This window comes from Photobacterium makurazakiensis, from assembly GCF_050336715.1.
GTDB lineage: Bacteria > Pseudomonadota > Gammaproteobacteria > Enterobacterales > Vibrionaceae > Photobacterium > Photobacterium makurazakiensis.
Genome location: NZ_JAKJSJ010000009.1, coordinates 242555 through 267967, shown reverse-complemented (window position 1 = coordinate 267967; position 25413 = coordinate 242555). Strand labels below are relative to the sequence as shown.

Sequence of the window (25413 nt, the reverse complement as noted above, 5' to 3'; positions counted from 1 at the left end):
ACTTCTACAAACTGCGTAGGGTGAGTGTATGTAACTATGGTGGAGCAGCTACCGCCAGTCGACATTGACTGGCGGTGAGCGAATTAACCGATATAAACTAACTTGGCGACAAAAATAGCCGTCAGCACATACATGCTGATTGAGACATCTTTGGTTTTACCAGTAGCCAGTTTTAGAACGGTATAAGTAATAAAACCGAGTGCGATACCGTTGGCGATAGAGAATGTCAGTGGCATCATTAAAGCAGTAATAGCGGCGGGTGCTGAATCAGTAAAGTCTTTCCAGTTAACGTGCTGCATGCTACCCATCATTACAAACGCGACATAAATTAGCGCGCCTGAAGTAGCATAAGCAGGGATCATGCCAGCAAGTGGCGAAAGGAAAATAGCGGCAACAAAAAGCAGGGAAATCACCACGGCTGACAGGCCTGTACGACCTCCAGCAGCAACACCAGAAGCACTCTCGACATAACTGGTCACTGGCGGACAGCCAACGCAAGCCCCAGCTACGCTGGCGATACTATCGGCTTTCAGCGCTTTGCTGAGTCCTTTGATTTTCCCAGTATCTTTATTGATAAGGTTGGCGCGTTCGGCGACTCCCATCAACGTGCCTGCAGTATCGAACATGTTGACGAACAAAAAGGCCAGTATCACGCTCACCATTGATAGATTGAGTGCACCAACGATGTCCATTGCGAACAATGTTGGTGCGATACTTGGTGGCGCAGAGAATACACCATTGTACTCAACCAGCCCCAGCATTAGGCCAATTAGAGTGACACTAATGATGCCAATCAATACTGCGCCAAACACTTTACGTTCACTCAGAACGGCAATGATCAGAAAACAGATAGCGGCTAATAAGGCATGTGGTTGGGTAAAGTCGCCGAGTGATACGAGCGTGGCTGGGTTTTCAACCACAATCCCCGCGGTTTTAAGCCCTATAAGCCCTAGGAACAAGCCCACCCCTGCTGTCATGGCATAACGAAGGCTCTCGGGAATACTTTCGATGATCCATTCCCTGACCTTATAAAAACTCATACCAACAAATAACAAACCAGAAATAAATACTGCCCCTAGTGCCACTTCCCAGTTGTAGCCCATTTCGCCAACAACGGTGAAAGCAAAGAAGGCGTTTAGCCCCATACCAGGCGCAAGACCTACCGGCCAGTTAGCAAATAAGCCCATAAGCAAGGTGCCAAGGGCTGCACCAATACAGGTTGCGACAAAAACGGCACCGGGATCCATCCCCGAAGATGCCATGATATTTGGGTTAACAAAAATAATATAAGCCATGGTTGCAAAGGTTGTTACACCCCCAATGACTTCATTCTTAATGCTTGTTCCATGTGCTTTGAGCTGAAACAAACGTTCTAAAAGGGATGGTGATCCCATATCTTTATTGAGCACTTCCGCTTTCATGTCACTCATGAAAAAGTTCCTCTTACCGTCCTGGTTGAATTCACTTATTGTCGTTATCGTTTATTTTTGTGTTTGAATTCATTAGTTTGTTGCACAGCGAATGAGGTTGTAATTATTTTTGTATAGGTTATTCGCTGCTTTATCATTCTGTTATGACGTCGCCTATCATAGGCTTGTCATTGATGGTTATTTAGCTTCCACGATAGGTTGAAAAGCTAAACGGAGAGACAAGTAACGGGACGTGATAGTGTTCATTGGTGTCAGCAATGCTGAAACGTATCACTACATCATCAAGAAATGGGTGCTCCGGCAGTGCGACACCTTGTTGTTTGAAATAATCAGCTGTATGGAAGATGAGTTGATATTTCCCTGTTTTAAAATCGTTGCCAGCCAGCATTGGCGTGTCTGTGCGGCCATCGGCATTGGTATAAACCGAGTTAAGCAACTCAGTAGTGTTGCCATCAAGGCGATAGAGTTCGACCGGTATTTCTGCGCCAGGCAGGCCATGGGCCGTATCTAATACATGCGTTGTTAATTGTCCCATATTCATTTGCGCGATTGCGCTCTCCTTATTAAGCACTAAGCAAGTTGACGAATGTCACGTCGTACACAAATTGTTTTTCTACACTACTAACTATGTACACAATCCTATCATTATGTAAAGCAAGTTGTTGCAATTATGTTGCTGACGGTTTCTTTTTTAGTGCGGGTTTTTTACTGATACTGGCGCTTAACTGTTGTTAAAGCAGGTATGTAGCCAATGTATTAGAGGGTGGTAAAAAAATACACAAAAAATTTACATTTTAGATTTGGATTGTATACAATTTGTGGTACAACTTAATTAAAAGAGCGCCTCGACAGGTAAAACACACATGTGAGCGCAGTCTAAATTATTTGAGCAGCGTATTGATCAAGGAGTCTTCAATGAGCAACGATTATCCACGAAACCTCATTGGCTATGGAAAAGTGCCACCGCATCCTCAATGGCCGGGCAATGCCAGAGTTGCCGTTTCATTTGTCTTAAATTATGAAGAAGGTGGCGAACGTTGCGTGTTGCATGGAGACGATGAGTCAGAAGCCTTTTTGTCTGAAATGCCGGGTGCACAATCTTTGGCGGGTGTTCGCCACATGAGCATGGAGTCTATTTATGAGTATGGTAGTCGAGCAGGGGTGTGGCGCTTACTGCGTTTGTTTGAGCAATATGATATCCCACTAACGATTTTTGCCGTGGCGATGGCACTTGAGCGTCATCCTGATGTTGCAAAAGCCATGGTGGAAGCTAAGCATGAAATTTGTAGCCATGGTTATCGTTGGATTGACTATCAGTATATGGATAAGTCGGAAGAGCGCGACCATATGGCAAAAGCGATTGAAATTATCACTAAGCTAACGGGAGAGCGTCCATTAGGTTGGTACACTGGGCGTACCGGGCCAAATACCCGCCAGTTAGTCGCAGAAGAAGGTGGCTTCCTTTATGACTCTGACGCTTATGACGATGATTTGCCCTATTGGCACGAGGAAGGTGATAAACCACAATTGGTGATCCCGTATACCCTCGACGTGAACGACATGCGCTTTGCGACCGCACAAGGTTTCAATTCTGGCGAGCAATTTTTCCAGTACCTGAAAGATACATTTGATACCTTGTATGAAGAAGGTGAAACCGCGCCGAAGATGATGTCGGTAGGGCTACATTGCCGCTTGATTGGTAAGCCGGGTCGCATTGCGTCACTGAAGCGCTTTCTTGATTACGTGAAACAACATGATGAAGTATGGCTATGCCGCCGTATTGATATTGCCAAACACTGGCATGAACACCATCCACACCCAAGCATGAAGGAATATTAAAATGGCTGAATTTCAAACCTGTCGCCCTGCTACTTTGTCACGTGATGCGTTTGTCAGCCAATTTGCTGACATATATGAGCACAGCCCTTGGGTGGCAGAGGCTACCTTTGATGATGGGCTTGTCCCAGATGATAATCAGATTGAGTCTTTGCATAAAAAAATGGCCACCATACTGATTGCAGCCAGTAAAGAGAAGCAGCTGGCCCTGATCAATGCTCACCCTGATTTAGCAGGAAGAGCGGCGGTTAACGGCGAGCTAACCGCCGCGTCAACGTCAGAACAAGCAGGAGCAGGTATAGACCAATGCTCTGCTGATGAGTTTACGCAATTTACGGATTTTAATAATAGTTACAAAGAGCGTTTCAATTTTCCTTTCATCATGGCAGTGAAAGGGGCCAATCGTTACCAAATCCTTGACTCCTTCGAGGTGCGATTAGGCAATGATAGTGAAACTGAGTTTGCAACCGCGATAGAAGAGATCAATAAGATCGCTTTGTTCCGCCTCCGGGATATGTAAGTCACAAGGAGAGACGACTATCACGGCAATACGTTGATAAAACGTTACTTATCTGCGAGTGCTTGAAATTATGTATGACCAAGGAGAAGGATAAAATGAGCCTATCAGCCCGTCAGCTCACCATTGAGCCGCTAACTCGAGAGGCGTTTGCGCCATTTGGTGATGTGATTGACAAAGACGAGAGTGAATACTTCATGATTAACAACGGTTCAACCCGTCGTTACCACAGAATGGCAGATGTTGATGTCACTGAAGGTGGTGGAGAACCAATCATCAGTATTTTCCAAGCGACACCGCTGGAATACCCGTTACCTGTCAAGATGATGGAGCGTCATCCACTAGGCTCACAGGCTTTTATCCCGCTGCTTGGCAATCCGTACCTGATCCTTGTTGCCCCTAAAGGTGACACGCCAGACCCAACTCAATTACGGGCTTTCCTCAGTAATGGTAGGCAAGGTGTCAATTACCACAAGGGGGTGTGGCATCATCCTGTGCTGACTTTAACGGATAAAGATCAGTTCCTCATTGTTGATAGGGCAGGCCCTGGCAACAATTGCGATGAGGTGTTTTTCAGTGATGATGTGAAGCTAGAGTTAGCCATAGATGCGCTAACGCAGCAGGGGGATCAGCGTCTCGTATCAGCTGCATCTTGATAAGCCAGAGAGCAATCAAGGTGCCATAAAAAGGAGTTAATTATGGATCCACATATGACGGAATGGTTGAATTTAGCGATTCGCTGGGTTCACATGGTTGTGGGGGTAGCATGGATCGGTGCATCATTTTATTTTGTTTGGTTGGAAAATAACCTTAACCGGGTCAACCCAAAAACCGGTCTATCTGGTGATTTATGGGCTATTCATGGTGGCGGTATTTATCACCTTGAAAAGTACAAGCTTGCGCCGCCAGAAATGCCAGAGCATTTACACTGGTTTAAATGGGAAGCTTACTTCACATGGATCTCAGGCGTGTGCTTATTGGGTGTCGTTTACTACCTTAATGCCGAGATTTACTTGATAGCCCCAGGCTCAGGTATTGAACCAACAACCGCGATTGCTTTAGGCATTGGTTCGTTAGTGGCAGGGTGGTTTGTGTATGATCTGTTATGTAACTCGCCATTAGGCAAGACACCGCTACTACTAGGGATCATCCTGTTCTTGGCTTTAGTGGGGACGGCTTATGGTCTAACGCAAGTCTTTAGTGGGCGTGGCGCATACATCCATGTTGGTGCCATTATTGGTACTATTATGGTGGGTAATGTCTTTCGGGTTATCATGCCAGCACAGCGCAATTTGGTGAAGGCAATCGAAGAAAAGCGCGAACCAGATCCGGCATTGCCTGCAAAAGGTTTACTACGCTCTCGTCATAATAACTACCTGACGCTACCAGTACTGTTCATAATGATCAGTAACCACTTTCCAAGTACTTATGGCTCACAATACAACTGGTTAATTTTGGCTGGGCTAGCTGTGTTCAGTATCTTGATCCGCCATTACTTTAATACCCGTCATGGTAGCCAAAAGTTTGCTTGGGCATTACCTGTCGCAGCATTTGGCATGATCACACTTGCTTTTGTAACGTCACCTAATATGAACCGTTCTTCGGCGCCAGCCACGGTATCAGCGCCCGTAGACGCAAATGCACCAGCGGCGAGTCATTCTACTGAAGGTGCTGCGGGTGATATTGCAGCGACAAGTAGCAGTAATGGTATTGCGTTTGCGTCAGTCAATACGGTTATCCAAGAACGTTGTAGTGTATGCCACTCAGCTACGCCAACTCATGCAGCATTCCAGACTGCTCCTGGCGGGGTGATTTTAGACACTGCTGATGAAATTAAGGTGAATGTACCGAGGATTATGGCGCAATCTGTACAGACCAAGGTAATGCCGCTTGGTAACCTAACACAGATGACCGATGCCGAGCGTCAATTGATCGGTGATTGGGTTGAGCAAGGTGCCATTATTCAGTAAAAAATGTTCTATCCGTTGTAACAATCTCTATTGCATCAAATCTGTGCACCCCCAGCCACGAAAGTGGCTGGGGTTTTCTTTTTTACAGTTTTTCAGCATCAACGGCTTTGATAGTGACCCAGTTGGTATTGGCTGAATAGATATAACCTGAGACATTCTCTAACCAACGTTTCTGAACACTTTTATCAAGGTTCAAATACAGTTTTCCATCGACCAATTTCCATGCATTGGGATCAGTTTCAAACTTCTTGCCCATTGCCACACCAAAGGCGCAATAACCACCATATTGGGGGACATATTTTTCGGGGGCCTTTTTGAATGCATCACGATTATCGGTACTGCTAAATTGGTAAATCGCGTTTTGATAGGTGGCGGTCAGTGACGGATCTCCCTTAACCGCCTTGTTGTCGGTGAAGTAGGCGACAGGATCGTAACCTTTAATCGCGATGTCGTTACTATCGGTACTTATACCCACATCCGCACTAAAGGTTATCGTCGAAATGCTTAACAGCGCGATAGCGACTGTAAGACGAATGAATTGCATGAACATACTCATTATGAATCTCCGTTTTCGAGTTACCGGTTGGCAATGACTATAATTTAGACGTGAATATTGAACGTTTGAGATATTATCATCCGCTTTTTTATACCAATCGTACGAGGTAACGGCATGGATCCGCTGTCAGAGGTATTGAGTCGATTTTCAGTTTCTGCCGGGGTGTTTTATTCGGGGCAGTTGTGTGGCATCTCTCAATTTGAGAAAAACCATAACGCGGTGGGTCATTTACACCTACTCAAGACCGGTACGCTGACCGTACAAAGAGCTGGGCAGAAGTTGGTATTAACCGAGCCGAGCTTACTGTTGTTCCCTAAGCCAACAGGTCACCGCTTACATGCCAACCAAGATGACCATGCCGAAGTGGTTTGTGCGGAGGTGAGCTATGGTGCAGGCAGGCATAGCCCAATAGCCAGCGCATTACCCGAAATGGTTTTATTACCGCTGTCGCGCTGCCCTAGCTTGGCGGGGGTTGTGAGTAGCTTATTCGAAGAGGTTCACGATAGTCGGCACGGGCGAGCTCTAGTCATGGACAGGCTAACTGAAGTGCTGATAGTGATGTTATTTAGGGAGTTGGTCGCGCAAAACGTTGTTACCCAAGGTATGCTTGCAGGCTTAAGTCACCCCAAACTTGCGCCTGTGCTATTGCTGATCCACCAGCAACCAGAGATAACACGAACAGTGCCTGAACTTGCTCGGCAAGCAGCAATGTCGCGCACTACGTTTATTGAAACTTTCCGCCAAGTCTTGGGCGTGCCCCCTGGTGATTATATTCTTGGTTGGAAAATGACCATCGCCCAAAGCATGCTGAAAAAAGGCATGCCTATCAGCTATGTTGCAATAGAAGTTGGATATAGCAATACCTCCGGCTTCGCCCGCGCGTTTCGCAAGAAAACAGGTATGTCACCGAAGGCTTGGGTCGCTATCAATCCTTAAATATTAACGTTTTTAGTTGTTATCTTTTAAGACTTGATAGCAAGTAAAGAGCCAAACGTAATTAACCCTGCTCCGCAAGCTTGATTGAGTCTTTTCTTCATTCTGAACAACGGCGATTGGAGCGCTTTTGATGTAAATAGTATCGCCACGAGACTGAACCAAAGGGCATGCACAATGATCATATACCCCCCATATAATAATGCCGTGCTGTTTTCATCCATATCAGGGGAAATAAGCTGACTGAAGATGCTGAGGAAAAAGAGCATTGTTTTTGGATTGAGTACATTACATAAAAAACCTTGCATTAAAAATTGAGGTGCACTTACGTTATTTTCCTCCCCTGCCGATAGCTCAACCTCAGCACTATCACTAATGAGGCCTTTAATTCCGATGAAGATCAAATACGCAGCGCCTGCATATTTAATCGAGGCGAACAGTGCCGCATTCTGTGAGATTAAGTAGCTTATTCCTAATAGTGAATAACTAATGTGCACACAAATAGCCAAGCTAATGCCTATTGCTGTCCAAACGCCAGCTTTTCTGCCTTGATTAAGACTGTTTTTTAAGACTAAAACGAAATCAGCCCCTGGACTGATTACAATTAGGATGCCAAAGATAGCAAGACTTAAAAGCTCCATATGTACCTCATATTCGATATGTTATGTGTAATTAGGGCTCATTGTATGCGTTTATAATGGTGGCTATAATCGAAATAAAATCTAGCAACCTGTGAGGAAAAGTCACGCGTGAGACATTTGAAAGCCTTTCATGTATTCCATATAGCAGCAACATCGCAGAGCTTTAGTGAAGCTGCTATTAAATTAAACATCACCCATGGTGCGGTAAGTAAACAAATAAAGACCCTTGAAAGCTACTTATCTCAATCTTTGTTTTATAAGCAAGGGCGGAACCTGTACTTAACTCAAGAAGGCCAATTATTAAAAGGCTATACAGAGCAAGCATTCCAAACCTTAGAAATGGGGGTTGATAAGCTCAATCAGCTGAAGAAACAATGTTTGGAGGTCTCTTGCGAGCCAACGTTAACAATGCGTTGGTTGATGCCGCGTTTATCGGCGTTTCATGAACAGTCAGGGACAGATGTCAGGCTGTCAACGGCTGGTGGTCCTGTCACATTAGGGTCGACGGGATTGTCGTTAGCCATTCGGCGTGATGATTTTAAGCTGCAACATGATTATAGAAAGACAAAACTTGTTGAGGAATGGGTTGGCCCTGTGTTTGCTCCGGACTATTGGGAGCAGATAAAGCACGATTTAACAAAAGTGAAGCTTTTACACAGCCAAACAAGACCGCAAGCTTGGGATGACTGGTCAGGTAGTGTTGGTGGTCAGGCCCTAAGTGGCAATAGTCATCAAACCTTTGCGCATTTTTACTTCTGCTTTCAGGCTGTGGTTGATGGGCTAGGGGCGGCGATAGGTGCGTATCCGCTTGTCGTTGATGATTTAAAACGCGGAAATTTAATTGCGCCATTCGGTTTTGTTTTATCTGGGCATGATTACATCTTACTGAGTCAGCAGGGATCTGGTGATGAGTTGGAGTTGAACTTTACCCATTGGTTACAGCAAAGCTTGCGATTATGTACACCGACGGAAGACGAAAAAAATCCCCAGCTTTCACTGGGGTAATGTCAAACACAAACAAAACGATTTAAAGGATATTGCTAGGGTTAGTGGTGCCTTTCAGTCTGCTATTTCGTTTGAAATAGCCTACCGAGGGTAAATAGTTTGTCGGCCACAGCCAGAACAAACACCATGCTGGATACGTAGTTCGCAATCATGAGTGGTTGGCGTGCCATGAGGGCAGTCATCATCAACTCCAGCGACATGCTCAAGGCTGAACTGGCCAAGACGGGCATCGCCACGCGGGTCAAGCTCACCGTGTAGGCCAAAGCCCTCACCGTCCTTTACACCATCGAGTAGACTATTTAGCTCAGGGGCAAACAGCTCGGCATAACGAGGGTCGGCCTCGACGAGATCGGTCATGCGTTGCAATACAGTCGTGATTCTAGTTTGCGGGTTTTTGTTATTTGCCATATCCGGGGTCTCCTGCTTAGCCTGCAAGTTGGTGAATGTTGTTATTGCCTTGGGTGCCGTCATTACCTTTAATGTCGTATGCCTTTTCACCATAGATATAGGTTTGGCAAACTGTACGGTCATCCCCAAGGCTCATGAGTACGAATAGTTTCTCTTCAAGGGTCTTAGCTTGTTTCATCCTAAACCGCATTAGCTGGGTGGCATGCAAATCAAGCACGACGAAATCAGCTTCTTTCCCGACGGCAAGGTTGCCAATTTTGTCATCTAAGCGCAGGGCTTTAGCACCACCAAGGGTCGCCAGAAACAGTGACTTGACGGGGTGAAGCTTCTCTTGCTGAAGCTGCATAACTTTGTAGGCTTCACTCATGGTTTGTAGCATTGAAAAGCTGGTGCCTGCGCCGACATCGGTGCCCATACCAACATTGACCTTGAATTTTTCCAGTCTCGGTAGGTTGAACAGTCCTGAGCCTAAGAACAAGTTTGAGGTCGGACAGAATGCAATCGCAGAGCCGGTATCAGACAACCTTTGGCATTCGCAGTCTGACAGGTGAATACCGTGGGCGAAGACGGAGCGATCATGCAACATACCGTAATGATCATAGACATCGAGGTAGTTTTCCCGCTCTGGGAATAAATCGAGTACCCATTCAATCTCTTTTTTGTTTTCCGATAAATGCGTGTGCATGTATACGTCAGGGTATTCTTTTAGCAGTCTGCCTACAGTTGCTAACTGCTCGTCGGTACTGGTCGGGGCAAAGCGTGGTGTAACGGCATAAAGCAATCGGCCACGGTTGTGCCAGCGTTCGATTAATGCTTTCGAGTCGTGATAACCGGATTCTGGTGTATCGGTCAGGTAGTCTGGCGCATTGCGATCCATCAATACTTTACCTGCAATCATCCGCAGGTTGCGTTTTTCTGCTTCTTGGAAAAACACATCAACCGACTCCTTATGTACCGTACCAAACACCAGTGCGGTGGTGGTTCCGTTGCTGGCCAGCTCGTTTAAAAACAAGGAGGCAACTTGCTGAGCATAAATCGGGTTTTTAAATCGTAGTTCTTCTGGGAAGGTATAGTTTTCCAGCCAATCGAGCAACTGCTCACCGTAAGAGGCAATCATGCCTGTTTGCGGGTAATGGATATGGGTGTCGATAAAGCCAGAGGTGATCAGCTTATTGTCAAAGGTCTCCACGGTTACCGCTTGTGGTAGCCGTGCCAATACCTCATCGGCATTACCGATATCGATAACGTGGCCATCTTCTACCACCATGATACCGTCTTCAAAATACTGGTATGAGTGCTCAAGCCCGACATCTTTGGGATCAGCAATGCTATGCAAAATAGCAGATCGGTAAGCCTTGCGTTGTGCTGTCATTGTTTGTTCCTTGTGTACTCACTGTGTACGGGATCAACTTCATCCGTTGGTTGACTGTTCTCATGACGACTTGTTTGGCTAGGGCGTTTTTGCTCTATCGTTTCACCCTGATAATGAGCAATCAACTCGCCCGCCACTGAAACGGCAATCTCTGCGGGGTGCTTGCCTTTTACCGATGCAATACCGATAGGGCAAGTCATGGTGTTAATTGCCGTTTGGTCATAGCCACGTTGGCTCAGGCGGTAATCAAACTTCTTGCGCTTGGTGAGTGAACCAATCATGCCGAAGTAGGCACTGTCGCCTTTATCTAAAATGGCGCGAGTCAATTCGAAATCCAGCTGATGGTTATGGGTCATTACCAAGTAGTAGCTGTTTGCCGGCATGTGGCGTATTTCGCCAACCGGATCATCAGACACTAACTTGGTTACGCCCATTGGCAGCTGCTCGGGGAATTCGTTTTCCCGCTCGTCTATCCACGTTACCTTGAAAGGCAAGGTAGAGACAATATGCAATAACGCTTTTGCCACATGGCCGGCACCAAACAGGACAAGGTGGTTTTGCTGTTGGCCTATCGGCTCGAAACTTAGGGTCGCTGAGCCACCGCAACATTGCCCTAAGCGCGCACCAAGGTTGAATTGCTCGACTTTCAGATGGCGATCACCAATCAGCAGCATTTCTCGTGCCATTTGAGTGGCTAAATGTTCTAAGTGGCCACCACCGATAGTGGCGATAAGTGTGTCTCGTGTCACCAGCATCTTGGTGCCAGCATCGCGAGGTACCGAGCCTTTGTCTTCCAGTACCGTGACCATGACACAGGCTTCGCCTTTTTCTTCGAGTTTTGCCAGCTCGTGTATCCAGTTGTCATTGAACATCGTCAACTCCTTAATGCTTACTCGGCCTGCTCGGTGATCTTGTGATGATCTTTGGCTTGGTGAAAAGAGGGCTGTACTGCTTGTATTGCCATCAGTACACGCTCTGGAGTAGCAGGGGTGTCCAGTTTGGGGATAGTCCCGTCTTCAGCAACTGAAGCAATAGCGTCTTTCAAGGCACTCCAAACCGACATGCCCAGCATGAATGGTGGTTCGCCCACGGCTTTAGAGTTAAAGACGGTGTCTTCAGGGTTACTGCGGTTTTGCAGTAAATGGGTTCGAAAATCTATCGGCATGTCGGCAATGGCCGGAATTTTGTAGCTGGCAGGCCCATTGGTCATTAGGCGGCCCTGTTCATTCCAGATCAGCTCTTCAGTTGTCAGCCAGCCAACGCCTTGGATAAAGCCGCCTTCAATTTGGCCGATATCAATCGCCGGGTTGAGTGATGCACCGACATCATGAAGAATATCTGCCCGTAGAATTTTATACTCGCCAGTTAGGGTATCGATAATGACTTCTGAGCATGAGGCTCCGTAGGCAAAGTAATAGAATGGGCGGCCTTTGGCTTGCTGGTGGTCGTAGTAGATTTTTGGGGTGCGGTAAAACCCTGTGCTCGAGAGCGAGACCTGATTGAAATAAGCCAGTTGAATAAACTCTTCGAATGGGATCAGCTTTTCTCGCACCATAACCATGCCATTTTTGAAAACGACGTCTTCTGGACTGACACTGAAATGGCTGCTGGCAAATTCAATTAAACGTTGCTTGATGGTCAGGGCGGCATTTTGCGCCGCTTTACCGTTTAGATCAGTACCTGATGATGCCGCTGTCGGTGACGTATTGGGCACTTTATCAGTGTTGGTTGAGGTAATTTGAATACGTTCAACATCCACTTGGAATTCTTGGGCTACGATCTGGGCAACTTTGATATTTAGCCCTTGGCCCATTTCTGTACCACCGTGGTTAAGGTGAATACTGCCATCGGTATAGATATGGATAAGCGCACCGGCTTGGTTCAAGAAGGTAGCGGTAAACGAGATACCGAATTTCACAGGGGTGATTGCCAATCCTTTCTTTAATATCGGACTGCTGGCATTGAATGCCGCAATCTCTTTACGGCGGTTATGATAGTCACTGCTGGCTTCTAATTCAGCGGTGATTTCCGGCAGAAAGTTATCTTCGACGGTTTGGTAATAGTGGGTGATATTACGTTCATCTTTACCGTAGTAGTTGCGCTTACGCACCTCTAGCGGATCTTTTTTCAGGTAATGAGCTATCTCATCCATGATGTGTTCAATGGTCATCATGCCCTGCGGGCCACCGAAACCTCGATAAGCCGTATTCGAGGCAGTATTAGTTTTACAGCGGTGGCCCGTTACAGTAGCGTCACCAAGGTAATAGGCGTTATCGGAATGGAACATGGCGCGATCGACAATCGAACTCGACAGATCTGGTGAGTAGCCACAGTTGCCCGATACGGTAATATCAATGCCACAGATGCGGCCAGTATCGTCAAAACCGACCTTATATTGATTGAAAAAGGGGTGGCGCTTGCCTGTAGACGTCATGTCTTCATTACGCAGCAGGCGCATTTTGGTTGGTCGGCCAGTTAGATGAGCGATAACCGCAGAGAGGCAAGCTGGCGAAGCGGCTTGGGTTTCTTTGCCGCCAAAACCACCACCCATACGGCGCATATCAATTACAACTTTGTGCATTGGAACGCCAAGCACTTCGGCAACCAACTTTTGGACTTCGGTCGGGTTTTGGGTTGAGGTATAGACAATCATGCCACCGTCTTCGGTCGGCATCACGCTACTGACTTGGGTTTCTAAGTAGAAGTGCTCTTGCCCACCAATGTCGATATCACCCTCCAGCACATGCGGAGCCTTGGAGAGGGCTTCTGCTGAATTACCTCGTTGCTGGCGGTGGCTATCGGTAACAAAATGCTCTTTTGCTAGCGCCTCTTTGACATCCAGAATTGCAGGTAGAGGGGCATATTCAATAATGGCGGCATGGGCTGCTTTACGCGCCGTTTCCAAATCATTGGCCGCTACGGCGATAACAGGTTGGCCGTAGTACTCAACTTTGCCATCAGCCAGGAGAGGGTCGCCCGGTAAAATCGCACCAATATCTAGCTGTCCCGGTACATCTTTGCTGGTTATGGCAATCGCGACACCGTCAAATTCGTAGCATGGCGTAACGTCAATATGGGTTATGGTCGCGTGAGCCTGAGTGCTAAGGCGAGCATAAACATGAAGTTGGTTTGGGAACTCTAAACGATCATCGATGTAAACAGCTTCACCTGTAACCTGTTTTGCAGCGCTATCATGTTTGACACTTTTACCAACACCCGTTTTCAGGTCTTGTTTAGCGATGGCAACCATCTCTTCGTGGCTCATTGCCGCTTTGTGTTGATTAGACATAAGACGTTACCCTCGTTTGAATCGTGTTATTGGTGTTTTGCTGTTCAATGAAATAGCGGTGGAGCATATTAGCCGCAGTGAGGGTGCGGTATTCCTTGCTAGCCCTGAAATCAGATAGCGGCTCGAAATCGTCACTAAGCGCTGCCATAGCGGCTTTTATGGTGGTGAGATTCCAAGGTTGATCAAGTAACTGTTGTTCACAATGTGTCGCACGTTTTGGCGTCGCTGCCATTCCGCCAAAGGCGATACAGGCATGGGTCACAACCCCTTTCTTAATGGTGATATCAAACGCACCACAGACAGCAGAAATATCATCATCTAAACGCTTGGATAGTTTATACGCCCTAAATGTTGGGGCTTGACCATTCATCGCCTGCGGTTTAGGAATAATGATTTTTTCTACAAACTCCGATGGCTGCTGTACGGTGACTTTATAGCTGATGAAGTAATCTTCCAGTGGAAGCACTCTTGTTTCATTGCCTCGGCGCAGTTGAACACTGGCGCCAAGGGCGATAAGGAGTGGCGGCGCATCGCCAATAGGAGACGCATTGGCAATGTTGCCGCCGAGGGTGCCTTGATTGCGAACTTGCAGCGATGCAAAGCGGTGCAGCAGTTCGCCAAAATCTGGGTAGTAGTGGTGGAGTGTACTGTAGCTATCGCTGATCGGCAGGTTGGCACCAATAACAATATTATCTCCAGCGGTATCACACACCTTCATGTCATTGACTAAATTTACACTGATCAACGTTTTAATTTCACGGTGGAATTGTGTCACTTCCAAGGCAAGATCTGTCCCTCCAGCGACTAGCTTAGCTTCTGGGTGTTCCAGTAATAAAGCGGCAAGCTCATCGGTAGTGGTGGGTGAATAGCTGGAGAGATCGCCAAGTGCTAACGTAGCAGGCTCGTCTGCAATGGATTCAAGCTTAGTAACTGTTTGCTGCTCTAATTCAGCAAACTGATCAAGTAATGGCTTTTCGGTTGAAAGCGACAGAGCCGCATCGACAATGGGGCGGTAGCCAGTACAGCGGCATAAGTTACCGGCCAAGGATTCCATGACCTGTGCTTTATTGGCGTTAGGTGAGTTTTTTCCTAAAGCAAACATCGACATGATAAAGCCAGGGGTGCAATAGCCACATTGCGAGCCATGGAAATCGACAACAGCTTGTTGAACGGGATGCAGCGAATGATCGTTGTTCTGTAGGTCTTCAACCGTGATCAGCTGCTTACCGTGCAAAGCAGAAACAAACGTGAGGCAAGAGTTTACGGAACGATAGCGTAATTCACCATTGACCAGCTCACCCAAGACCACGGTACATGCACCGCAGTCACCAGACCCACAGCCCTCCTTTGTACCTGTTTTATTGATTTTTGTTCGCAGGTAGTTAAGCACTGTCATATTGGGAGACAGATCTGTTTCTTGTTTTATTTCCTGATTGAGTAAAAACGTAATCAAGAGACCTCCTCGTTGTCAATTCGATTGTTTTCTGACCTTTGGGTCAATAATTATTCAATTTGACCTTTTGGTCAACTATTTGATTACAAAAATGCAACATTGGTGCAGGTGAGGAAATTAACCTGATCCTTTATAATCAGTGGGTTAGCGTTTTTTGGCCTGCTGGTTATGTGTTAAATGAGTCAGATAAATAAAAAAGTGAGTAAGAAAGGTTTTAAATAAAATGATGGTTATATCTGTGGTTAATTACATTTAGGTTAGGGTTTTAAAGTTATCAATAGCTAAATGTCTGGGTTTATATGCTGGCAAGTGTTTTGTGGAGGTATGAGGTTTATTATTTTAAAACTGTTAATTATCAGTGTGTTACTGTTTTGTGGTGAAATGAGGGGAATATTGTGTACAAAATAAAGAGAAAGCCGCATTAATGCGGCTTTATCGAGGTTAACTTTTTTGCTTGATCACGTTAGAGAAGACGACATGGAGATCGTTAGAAGTGTCTTCTGCATCAAGGTTTAGCTTTGAGCGGATATGGCTTAGGTGGGCAACCATTAGCTTATTTGCCGTGTCTTTATCGCCGGCCTCAATGGTATCAAGTAAAATAGTATGTTCATCGAGTGAGCAATTAGATTGGTGGCCAGATTCATACTGTGCGATAAGGAGTGATGTCTGTGAGACAAGGCTACGCTGGAAGGTTAACAGGGGTGTATTGTTAGCCATTTCGGCGATCTTGAGGTGAAACTCACCAGAAAGGCGAATGCCGCGGCCTAGGTCATCTTGTTCGTAGGCGGCAGATTCTTCCTCAACTAATTTTCGGCACTCTTTTATCTGCTCTGCGGTTGCATTTTCTACAGCCAATTCCGTGATAGCGAGCTCTAATATTTCACGAGCTTTAAATATTTGCTTGGCTTCTTCTATCGTCGGCTCTGCCACAATGGCACCGCGGTTTGGGCGGATAACAACCACCTGCTCTAAAGAGAGGCGGAGTAAAGCACGGCGGATAATGGTTCGGCTAACACCGAATATTTCAGCCAGTGCTTCTTCATTCAATTTTGTGCCGGGCGGTAACCGCTGCTCAAGAATCGCGTCAAAGATGTGACAGTAGACAATGTCATCTTGAGTTTGATTTGGAGATTTGGGCTTATTCTTTTTTCGCACCGACTTATTAAGGCTTGTCATGCTGATGCAAAATCCTCTTTCGCCTGATAAAACGTATAAATCTATTATGGCGTTTGCAGGCAAAGAATACTGGGTTTTGTATACAATTTTCTAGCTACGTCATGTTTTTGTATGCACGATTGGGTTTTGTTCAAGCAGGTTTTGAATTTCGGCCGTGCAACTGCCACATCCCGTGCCTGCTTGGGTGGTTTGACCGACTTGTTGTACTGTTGTTAGTTGCTGATTTTTTATGGCTTGGCAGATGGCTTTTTCCCCGACTTTTTTGCAAACACATACCATTCTTCCTGCTCGCTGTTTTGGGTCCGTTTTTCCTGTGAAGAGTGACTGTACTACGCTGTCGTTGAGTGTTCGACCAAGTAGGGTGAATAGGTACTCAGTATCATGTTGCTGTATGTCACGTGAAATAATCAAAGCGGCTTCGATTTTTCCCGACACCAGTTTGGCGAAGCGTCGTTCATCACTGGTATTGATGCTAATGATCTGCTGCTTGGTGTGCGAATGATTGAGTGTCTCCGTTTGATGGGAGAGTAAGCGCTGCAAGTGTTCATTTAGCCAAGCTGGGGGAGCACTGGAAGATATACGGTACAGGTGGCCTCGGTGCATGGTTTGATGAGTCCAAAATGTATTGGGTAGTGCGTTGAGTGCTTGGGTATTTATTTTGGTACGTGTAACCAGTATCGCTGTGCTGTTGGATACAAAAGGAGTGATGGCGACGGGGGTGTGTTTAAACTCGGGTTGTCCCGATATCGGGTCTGTGTGCGGACCGATCAACGTCGTCACTTTTCCCATGTTGCTATTGCTGTCGTTCCAGTGAAAGGGGGCAAATAGGTTATTAGGTTGGACATCTTTGCTGGTGAGCAGGCGAAAGTGGGCTTGGCCATATTCGTTGCTTAGCTTGACGATGCCGTTTTGTGTAAGCTGATGACGTGTTGCGTCATCGGGGTGAGCCATGACAAAAGGCTCGTTGGTATGCTCTGATAAGCGAGGTGATAATCCACTGCGTGTCATTGTATGCCAGTGATCACGAACCCGTCCGGTATTTAGAATAAACGGAGATCTAGCACTTGGCTGAGCAATTGGTGGCTCAAACTGGCAAGCAATAAACTGAGCTTTGCCTGACGGCGTTGCAAATTGACCATCTCCCAAAAGCCGAGGTGTCGCTTGGTTAATGTTATGTACCGGCCATTGCTGGGGGGAAAGCTGATGGTATTCTTTGCTACTCAGCTGGCTCAACCCTGCAAGGTTGAGGGATCTGGCTGTTTCCCCATGGTTATCTAATGCAGTTAATTGACTGTATTCTTTAAAAATATCAGCTTCATGTTGATAATGAAATGCATTAAAAAACCCCATTCTTTTGGCTACTTCACTGATGATCCACCAATCGGGTTTTCCTTCTCCTGGGGTGGGTAGTAAACGTCGTTGGCGTGATATTCGCCGCTCGGAGTTGGTAACGGTACCTGACTTTTCACTCCAGCCCTGAGCGGGCAGTTTTACGTGGGCATGGCGCAGGGTATCAGTGTCTGCCATACAGTCAGAAACGACGACTAATGGACATTCACCAAGAATTTTATTAATTCGCTGGTTATCTGGCAGGCTGACGGCGGGGTTGGTTGCCATTATCCAAATCGCTTTAATTTCACCCTGCTCGATAGCATCAAACATTGCCATGGCCTTTCGTCCTGGCGCTTGGGCAAGGGTGTCTGTTTGCCAAAATTGGCTAATTAGACGGTGATGGTCTGCATTATTAAAATCCATATGGCTTGCCAGCATATTGGCAAGTCCGCCGACTTCACGCCCTCCCATCGCATTAGGTTGGCCTGTTACTGAAAACGGGGTGCTACCCGGTTGGCCGATGCGTCCTGTGGCAAGGTGGCAGTTAATGATACTGTTGACTTTGTCGGTGCCCGATGTCGATTGATTCACGCCTTGCGAGTATACGGTAACGGTTTTATTGGTTTGGGCAAAGAGCTGATAAAAGTCATTGATCTGTTTTGCTGATAACCCTGTTGCTGCTTGCACTTGATCTAAGGCGGCAAAGTCACCCACGGTAGCCAGTGTGAGGTCAAAGCCTTCGGTGTGAGCTTCTATATATTGTTGGTTGAGGTATCGATGTTTAGTTAGATAGGCCAACAAACCATTGAATAAAGCAACATCACTCCCAGACTTTAACGGTAAGTGCAGGTCGGCAATATCACAACTCGCTGTTTTACGTGGGTCAATAACCACGACTTTGGTGTTTTGCTTGGCTTTGGCGGCTTTTAATCGTTGAAACAATACCGGATGACACCAAGCTAGGTTTGAGCCTGTCAAGATCACTAATTCAGCTTGCTCAATATCCTCATAACAGCCGGGTACAATATCAGCACCGAATGCTCGCTTATGGCCCGCGACAGACGATGACATGCAGAGCCTTGAATTCGTATCAATATTGCTGCTGCCAATGAATCCTTTCATCAGCTTATTGGCAACATAGTAATCTTCGGTGAGTAATTGCCCTGAGACATAAAAAGCGACAGCTTGCCGGCCATGTTGTTCGATAACTTGGTTAAACTGCTCAGCAACGTAATCTAAAGCTTGGTCCCATTGGCATGATTCGCCGTGTATTGAGGGGGTGAGCAAACGGCCCTGATGGCCGACGGTCTCCCCCAACGTGAGCCCTTTAGTGCATAGCTTGCCATAATTTGAAGGGTGCTCAGTATCTCCTCTGATATCAAGCGTACCTTGAGCGTTCGGTTTAGCTTCTATGCCACAGCCTACGCCACAGTATGCGCAGGTGGTTTTAATCCATTTATCGGTGCTGTCACTCATCGTTATTTACCTCGATGTCAATTTCCTTACTGCTGATAACGGCAATAACCGCGCCAACTATTTATTCGCTGATAAAATGTCATCAAGCAAAGCTAAGTTCTTTATTATTGCTTCTTTGTGGGTATTTACTCCGAGTGTAATACTTTATGGGTATGTCTTGTGGTGTTTTATATCGTCTGGCGATATGGATTGGTGCAATGAACGGCATTTTTGCACAAGTTAAGTGCAGTGTATGAATTGTTGGATAAGTAAAGCGATGAGAGTAGAAGATAAAATAAAAAATTAAATCAATTTAAAAACAATAACTTGCTTCTATTGTGTCACGTTCGTAATCGATTTGGCACTGTCTTTGCTGTTCTGTCTTCATAGCAATAGCAGCGTACATGGAAAGTACGAGTGAGGATGAAATGTCAAATAAAGCAGAAAAATATGAAAGTGCGATTGTTGATTTACCAGCTCGAAGCCAATTTTCATCGCTAGCCCCTCAATTAACAATCCCCTCTTCGTCAGTCTTATTACGCAAGCAGCGAAGTGGCCGAGTAAGCCTTGTTGGTGCTGGGCCAGGTGACCCAATGTTATTAACACTCAAGGCACTAAAAGCGATAGAGCAAGCAGATGTCATCGTATATGACCGACTTGTTAGTGATGACATTTGTGCCTTGTTCCCTGCCACAGCAAAAGCTGTGTATGTCGGCAAAGCAAAAGGGCAGCACAGTGCTAGCCAAAGTGAGATAAACCAAATCTTAATTGAGTATGCACAGGCTGGCTCATCTGTTTGTCGCTTGAAAGGCGGTGATAGTTTCATCTTTGGTCGAGGCAGTGAAGAAATGTTGGCACTTAAAACGCTGGATATCGACGTGGAGGTTGTCCCGGGGATCACCGCCGCGGCAGGGTGTACAACGTATGCTGGTATTCCGCTGACTCACCGTGGTATGTCACAAGGGTGTACGTTTGTGACGGCACACGCTGAGAAAACCCTCGATATAAACTGGCAGGCACTGGCGCAACTTGATCATACCTTGGTGTTTTATATGGGGCTGAGCAAAACGGCGTTGATCACCACGCGTTTGATCGCGGCAGGAATGGCTGCTGATACGCCAGTGGCTTTAATTGAAAATGGATGTTGTCCTGAGCAACGCCTTGTCACGGGTGATTTATCAATGCTCTCGTCATTGGTTGATGAACATCAAGTGAAATCTCCAGCGTTAATAGTGGTTGGTGAGGTTGTATCACTGGCAGAGCAGTTGCAATGGTTGACGGCAATGTCAGTGCAACAACAATCGAAAATGACGGCATAAGCAAAGGAAGGCGCATGATGAGTAAACAACAACATGAAAAATGTTTGTCAGCAAAACAGCGAATAGTCGTCGTCGGCAATGGCATGGTTGGCCACAAATTTATAGAAGATATGTTGGTGCATGATAGCGATGGCCAATTTCAGATCATTACCTTTTCAGAAGAATCAAGATTGGCCTATGACAGGGTACAGTTAAGTCACTATTTCAGTGGTAAGTCTGCACAGGACTTGGCGCTGACTGATGAGGATTATTACCAGCAGCACGGTATTAATTATGTTTTGAATGAATGTGTTACGCAGGTTGATCACCACAACAAGCAGGTTGTGACGGCAAGCGGACGTGAAGAGCCTTACGACAAGCTGATTTTAGCAACGGGCTCATACCCATTTGTCCCTCCAATACCGGGTAATGACCAAACACATTGCCATGTCTACCGCACTATTGATGATCTCGAAGCGATAGAGGTATCAGGTAACCAAAGCCAAGTTGGTGTGGTAGTTGGTGGAGGGCTACTCGGTTTAGAAGCTGCAAATGCACTGAAGTGCATGGGGCTCGAAACCCATGTCGTGGAGTTTGCACCAAGGCTGATGGCGGTGCAACTTGATCAAGGAGGTGGGGCTTTACTTGCTAGGAAAATCGAAGACTTAGGGGTATCGGTTCACACCGAAAAGGCCACAACAGAAATTGTTGCAGGTGAAAGTAGCCGTTATCGCATGAACTTTGCTGATGGTACGTCACTTGAAACCGATATGGTGGTCTTTTCTGCAGGGATCCGGCCACAAGATGCATTGGCTCGCCAGTCAGGTATCGAAGTGGGAGAGCGTGGCGGCATTGTTATCGACAACCAATGCCAAACAAGCGTTGAAGATATTTATGCCATTGGCGAGTGTGCATTATGGCAAAACCGAATTTTTGGTTTAGTGGCTCCGGGTTACCAAATGGCAAAAGTCGTGGCACAGCAGTTTTGCCTTGATAAAGCAGAGGGTGGTTTTAAAGGGGCTGATATGAGCACCAAATTAAAACTACTTGGTGTCGACGTTGCTAGTATCGGTGATGCGCAAGGTTCAACGGAAGGTGCGCAGTCTTACACCTTTAGTGACGAAATAGAGCAAGTTTATAAACGTCTTATAATCTCCCCCGAAGGCGATAAAATTATTGGTGCGGTGCTGGTGGGTGATGTTGAAAGTTATGATCAACTACTGCAAATAAAACTAAATGATATGCCGTTGCCTGAGAATCCAGCAGTGCTGATATTGCCACAATTAGCGGGTGAAGACGCGAGCTCAAGCGGTGCGGGTGTTGAGGCGCTTCCTGATACTGCCTCGGTATGTTCTTGTTACGATGTGACCAAAGGACAAATCCGAGAGGCTGTTGCCAGTGGTTGCCAGACCATGGCTGATCTGAAATCAGTAACCAAGGCGTCCTCTGGTTGTGGTGGCTGTGCGGCCTTTGCAAAGCAGATCATGGATGCAGAGCTTGCTTCAATGGGAGTGAGTGTCAGCAATCACCTTTGTGAACATTTCGAATATTCACGTCAGGAGCTGGCTGATATTGTTCGAATTAAACAAATTAAAACCTTTGATGCATTGTTAGATAGCCACGGCACAGGGTTGGGTTGTGATGTGTGTAAGCCAGCAGTTGGTTCGATATTGGCGTCATTCTGGAATGACTACGTGCTAAATGATGTCCACCTTGAGCTGCAAGATACCAATGATATTTATCTCGGCAATATGCAAAAAGATGGTACTTACTCGGTGGTGCCTCGTATTCCCGGCGGTGAAATCACGCCTGATAGCTTGATTGTACTGGGGGAGGTAGCGAAAGAATTTGATTTATACACCAAGATAACAGGTGGTCAACGGGTCGACCTTTTTGGGGCTCAACTGCATGAGTTACCATTGATTTGGTCGAAGTTGGTTGATGCTGGCTTCGAGACAGGCCATGCCTATGGCAAATCGGTCCGTACGGTGAAGTCTTGTGTTGGCAGTACATGGTGTCGATACGGTGTCGCTGACAGTGTTGGCTTCGCGATTGAACTAGAAAATCGCTACAAAGGGTTACGCGCCCCTCATAAACTCAAGTTTGCGGTGTCGGGCTGTACACGAGAGTGTGCTGAAGCTCAGTCGAAAGACATTGGGGTTATTGCCACTGAAAATGGCTGGAACCTGTATGTTTGCGGTAACGGTGGTATGCGGCCACGCCATGCTGATTTATTTGCTAGCGATTTAGATTCTGCCACCTTACTCGCTTATGTTGATCGGCTACTGATGTTTTACATTCGCACGGCTGATCGCTTACAGCGTACTTCGGTGTGGCTAGAAAATCTTGAAGGCGGGTTGGATTACCTTAAGCAGGTGGTTATTGAGGATAAACTTGGACTGGCAAAAGAGCTCGAAACCGATATGGCTTATAACATCAGCCAGTACCAGTGTGAGTGGCAAACAACCTTGGCCTCTCCTGAAAAACTCAAACGATTTAGCCATTTTATTAATAGCGAACGTCCCGATCAGGGCTTGGCCTATGAGCTCGAACGTGGTCAGCGGCGCCCTGTAGACATTACCGTTACGAACGGCCAGCGAATCGAGATTGTTGATATTACAGAAAAGTCAGTGTGAGGTAATGATGGAACAGTGGCAAACCGTGTGTCGAAAAGAAGATCTTGTTAAGAATACTGGCGTCTGCGCGTTAGTCGATAACAAGCAGGTGGCTATTTTTTATTGTGAGCGAACAGAGTCGTTGTATGCCGTTGATAATTACGATCCTATTGGTGGCGCCAATGTGCTTTCAAGGGGGATGATCGGCTCATTGGGTGAAGAGACAGTTGTTGCTTCTCCGTTGTACAAACAGCATTTTAGTTTACTCACCGGAAAATGCATTGAAGCGCCAGAGGTGGTTTTAAAAACCTATGCAGTAAGGTGTTTTGATGGAGATGTCCAGCTAAGTCAATAATGATAGTATTTGGTTGTTTGTTATATGAAGCATGGCTTGTGCCATGCTTTTTTATTTCTGATTAATATTCGACTTGTAAATCAGTATGATAGTCAAATAAAAACACATACCACTTTGTGGTTATACTGCGATTTTGGTCTACTTTGGTGCGTGATTGCATCATTACCAAGCTGTTATCTGTGTTTTGCTCGGAGTACTCTCAAATTATCACTTTAACTTGTTGTTTTTACGTGTGTTATTAATGTGGCATGATGAGTGCATTGAACAGGTTAGATTATGATATAAGGATACATAAAATGTCATCAACTGGTTCGTTCAATATTTTTTCATTTAAGGGGAAGATGAAAATTCTTCACCTTAGTTGGTTTGCTTTTTTTATTACTTTTTTCGTTTGGTTTAACTTTGCACCTTTGCTACAAGCGGTAAAGGAGTCACTGGGTCTTACAACGGCTGAAATTAAGACGTTATTAATTCTTAACGTTGCTTTCACGATACCTGCTCGGGTGGTGATAGGCATGCTAACGGATAAATATGGCCCACGTATTGTTTACGCCACCTTACTGGCTATCAGCTCGATACCTTGCTTTGTATTTGCGTTTGCCGACAATTTTGTACAAGCAGCAATTGCACGATTTGCTTTGGGCTTCATTGGGGCAGGCTTTGTTGTTGGTATACGTTTGGTTTCTGAATGGTTTCCCCATAATGAGTTAGGCACTGCTGAAGGTATCTATGGTGGATGGGGTAATTTTGGCTCTGCGGCAGCAGCGTTTACCCTGCCGACAGTCGCACTGATGTTTGGTGGCGAGGATGGTTGGCGATATGCCATGGCAATCACTGGCGTAATGAGTCTTGGCTTTGCCTTTGTCTTTTATGCCAATGTAACCGATACCCCGAAAGGTGCGACCTACTTCAAGCCGAAGAACCTGACCGCGATGGAAGTGACATCAAAAGGTGATTTCTTCTTACTTCTAATCATGAAGCTACCGATGTATGGCGCATTGGCTTTATTGGCTTGGAAACTATCGCCAAGCGGTGTTGGTATGCTTGAAGAGAGTATGGTGGCGGGGATTAATATAGCGCTGGCTGTGGTGTACCTGTATGAAGTCACGCAGGTTTGGAAAGTTAATAAACATGTCTTTGAAAAACCGGTACCAGAAATCCACCGTTATAAATTTAAGCAGGTTGCTGTGTTAAATGTGCTCTATTTTGCGACATTTGGCTCTGAACTGGCGGTTATTTCAATGTTGCCACTGTTCTTCTCAGATACCTTTGAATTAACCCCCGTAATGGCAGGTATGGTTGCTTCAGCCTATGCCTTTATGAACTTAATGTCTCGCCCAGGTGGCGGTTGGATTTCAGATAAGTTTGGTCGAAAACCAACGCTGTTGATTTTAACCGCAGGTTTAGCTGTTGGTTACTTCCTTATGGGGCAGGTAGAGAGTAGTTGGCCGGTTTGGTTGGCTGTACTTGCCGCGATGGCTTGTTCGTTTTTTGTACAGGCAGGGGAAGGTGCCGTTTTTGCAACGGTACCGTTGATTAAACGCCGCATGACAGGACAGATTGCAGGTATGACAGGGGCATATGGCAATGTTGGAGCAGTTTGTTACCTGACAATTCTCTCATTGGTGGATTACAGCACTTTTTTCTATGTGATAGCAGCTACAGCGGTGGTGGGTTTCATCACCTTATTGATGATGGAAGAGCCTAGAGGGCAAATAGCCGAGGTAAATGATGACGGTAGCGTCACTATGATTGATGTCGCTAAGAGCTAG

21 protein-coding genes are annotated in these 25413 nt (G+C 46.1%); 10 read left to right on the top strand and 11 right to left on the bottom strand.

Features of this window, described 5'->3' with window-relative positions:
• Positions 1-83: 83 nt before the first annotated feature.
• A complete protein-coding gene (locus L4D09_RS01515; protein WP_428455721.1) occupies positions 84-1430 on the bottom strand; it encodes an NCS2 family permease in 1347 nt (448 codons plus the stop codon).
• A 181-nt stretch (positions 1431-1611) separates the two neighbouring features.
• Positions 1612-1965 (bottom strand): hydroxyisourate hydrolase, encoded by a 354-nt coding sequence (gene uraH / locus L4D09_RS01510; protein WP_428455720.1) that lies wholly within the window; start codon positions 1963-1965, stop codon positions 1612-1614.
• A gap of 380 nt (positions 1966-2345) precedes the next feature.
• On the opposite strand from uraH, the gene puuE reads away from it, so the two are divergent.
• From puuE to L4D09_RS01490, 4 genes are all read left to right on the top strand, one after another.
• Positions 2346-3269, top strand: coding sequence for an allantoinase PuuE (gene puuE / locus L4D09_RS01505; protein ID WP_428455719.1), 924 nt, complete (start codon positions 2346-2348; stop codon positions 3267-3269).
• Position 3270: 1 nt separating this feature from the next.
• The gene (gene uraD / locus L4D09_RS01500) at positions 3271-3786 is read left to right on the top strand and encodes a 2-oxo-4-hydroxy-4-carboxy-5-ureidoimidazoline decarboxylase (RefSeq protein ID WP_428455718.1); all 516 of its coding nucleotides are present in this window, start codon (positions 3271-3273) and stop codon (positions 3784-3786) included.
• A 95-nt stretch (positions 3787-3881) separates the two neighbouring features.
• On the top strand, positions 3882-4439 hold the full coding sequence (locus L4D09_RS01495; RefSeq protein ID WP_428455717.1) for an ureidoglycolate lyase: 558 nt from the start codon (positions 3882-3884) through the stop codon (positions 4437-4439).
• Between the two features lie 42 nt (positions 4440-4481).
• Positions 4482-5753, top strand: coding sequence for a urate hydroxylase PuuD (locus L4D09_RS01490; RefSeq protein WP_428455716.1), 1272 nt, complete (start codon positions 4482-4484; stop codon positions 5751-5753).
• A gap of 82 nt (positions 5754-5835) precedes the next feature.
• Here L4D09_RS01490 and L4D09_RS01485 read toward each other — a convergent pair whose 3' ends face one another.
• Positions 5836-6309, bottom strand: coding sequence for a YHS domain-containing (seleno)protein (locus L4D09_RS01485; RefSeq protein ID WP_428455715.1), 474 nt, complete (start codon positions 6307-6309; stop codon positions 5836-5838).
• A 114-nt stretch (positions 6310-6423) separates the two neighbouring features.
• Between L4D09_RS01485 and L4D09_RS01480 the strand changes: the two genes are divergently transcribed.
• The gene (locus L4D09_RS01480; RefSeq protein ID WP_428455714.1) at positions 6424-7245 is read left to right on the top strand and encodes a helix-turn-helix domain-containing protein; all 822 of its coding nucleotides are present in this window, start codon (positions 6424-6426) and stop codon (positions 7243-7245) included.
• A 26-nt stretch (positions 7246-7271) separates the two neighbouring features.
• Here the strand turns inward: L4D09_RS01480 and L4D09_RS01475 are convergent, their stop codons facing one another.
• A complete protein-coding gene (locus L4D09_RS01475; RefSeq protein ID WP_428455713.1) occupies positions 7272-7883 on the bottom strand; it encodes a LysE family translocator in 612 nt (203 codons plus the stop codon).
• 108 nt (positions 7884-7991) lie between these two features.
• Between L4D09_RS01475 and L4D09_RS01470 the strand changes: the two genes are divergently transcribed.
• Complete coding sequence (locus L4D09_RS01470) at positions 7992-8888, top strand: LysR family transcriptional regulator (RefSeq protein WP_428455712.1); 897 nt, start codon at positions 7992-7994, stop codon at positions 8886-8888.
• An 81-nt stretch (positions 8889-8969) separates the two neighbouring features.
• Here L4D09_RS01470 and L4D09_RS01465 read toward each other — a convergent pair whose 3' ends face one another.
• From L4D09_RS01465 to L4D09_RS01435, 7 genes are all read right to left on the bottom strand, one after another.
• Positions 8970-9296 (bottom strand): hypothetical protein, encoded by a 327-nt coding sequence (locus tag L4D09_RS01465; RefSeq protein ID WP_428455711.1) that lies wholly within the window; start codon positions 9294-9296, stop codon positions 8970-8972.
• 16 nt (positions 9297-9312) lie between these two features.
• A complete protein-coding gene (gene guaD, locus L4D09_RS01460) occupies positions 9313-10668 on the bottom strand; it encodes a guanine deaminase (RefSeq protein ID WP_428455710.1) in 1356 nt (451 codons plus the stop codon).
• Positions 10665-11540, bottom strand: a complete 876-nt coding sequence (gene xdhC, locus L4D09_RS01455) for a xanthine dehydrogenase accessory protein XdhC (protein WP_428455709.1) — start codon at positions 11538-11540, stop codon at positions 10665-10667. The genes guaD and xdhC overlap by 4 nt, the downstream gene beginning before the upstream one ends.
• A gap of 17 nt (positions 11541-11557) precedes the next feature.
• Positions 11558-13957 (bottom strand): xanthine dehydrogenase molybdopterin binding subunit, encoded by a 2400-nt coding sequence (gene xdhB, locus L4D09_RS01450; RefSeq protein WP_428455708.1) that lies wholly within the window; start codon positions 13955-13957, stop codon positions 11558-11560.
• Positions 13950-15410 carry a xanthine dehydrogenase small subunit gene (gene xdhA / locus L4D09_RS01445; RefSeq protein ID WP_428455707.1) on the bottom strand — a complete coding sequence of 487 codons (1461 nt, stop codon included), beginning with the start codon at positions 15408-15410 and terminating at the stop codon, positions 13950-13952. The genes xdhB and xdhA overlap by 8 nt, the downstream gene beginning before the upstream one ends.
• A gap of 441 nt (positions 15411-15851) precedes the next feature.
• The gene (locus L4D09_RS01440; protein WP_428455706.1) at positions 15852-16586 is read right to left on the bottom strand and encodes a GntR family transcriptional regulator; all 735 of its coding nucleotides are present in this window, start codon (positions 16584-16586) and stop codon (positions 15852-15854) included.
• Between the two features lie 99 nt (positions 16587-16685).
• Entirely contained in the window at positions 16686-19394 is a 2709-nt protein-coding gene (locus tag L4D09_RS01435) for a molybdopterin-dependent oxidoreductase (protein ID WP_428455705.1), read from the bottom strand.
• Between the two features lie 407 nt (positions 19395-19801).
• Between L4D09_RS01435 and cobA the strand changes: the two genes are divergently transcribed.
• The 4 genes from cobA (at position 19802) to L4D09_RS01415 (ending at position 25413) form a co-directional block, all read left to right on the top strand.
• On the top strand, positions 19802-20692 hold the full coding sequence (gene cobA, locus L4D09_RS01430) for a uroporphyrinogen-III C-methyltransferase (RefSeq protein ID WP_428455704.1): 891 nt from the start codon (positions 19802-19804) through the stop codon (positions 20690-20692).
• A 17-nt stretch (positions 20693-20709) separates the two neighbouring features.
• Positions 20710-23307 carry a nitrite reductase large subunit NirB gene (nirB, locus tag L4D09_RS01425; RefSeq protein ID WP_428455904.1) on the top strand — a complete coding sequence of 866 codons (2598 nt, stop codon included), beginning with the start codon at positions 20710-20712 and terminating at the stop codon, positions 23305-23307.
• A gap of 7 nt (positions 23308-23314) precedes the next feature.
• On the top strand, positions 23315-23641 hold the full coding sequence (gene nirD / locus L4D09_RS01420; protein ID WP_428455703.1) for a nitrite reductase small subunit NirD: 327 nt from the start codon (positions 23315-23317) through the stop codon (positions 23639-23641).
• Between the two features lie 296 nt (positions 23642-23937).
• Positions 23938-25413 (top strand): NarK family nitrate/nitrite MFS transporter, encoded by a 1476-nt coding sequence (locus L4D09_RS01415; RefSeq protein WP_428455702.1) that lies wholly within the window; start codon positions 23938-23940, stop codon positions 25411-25413.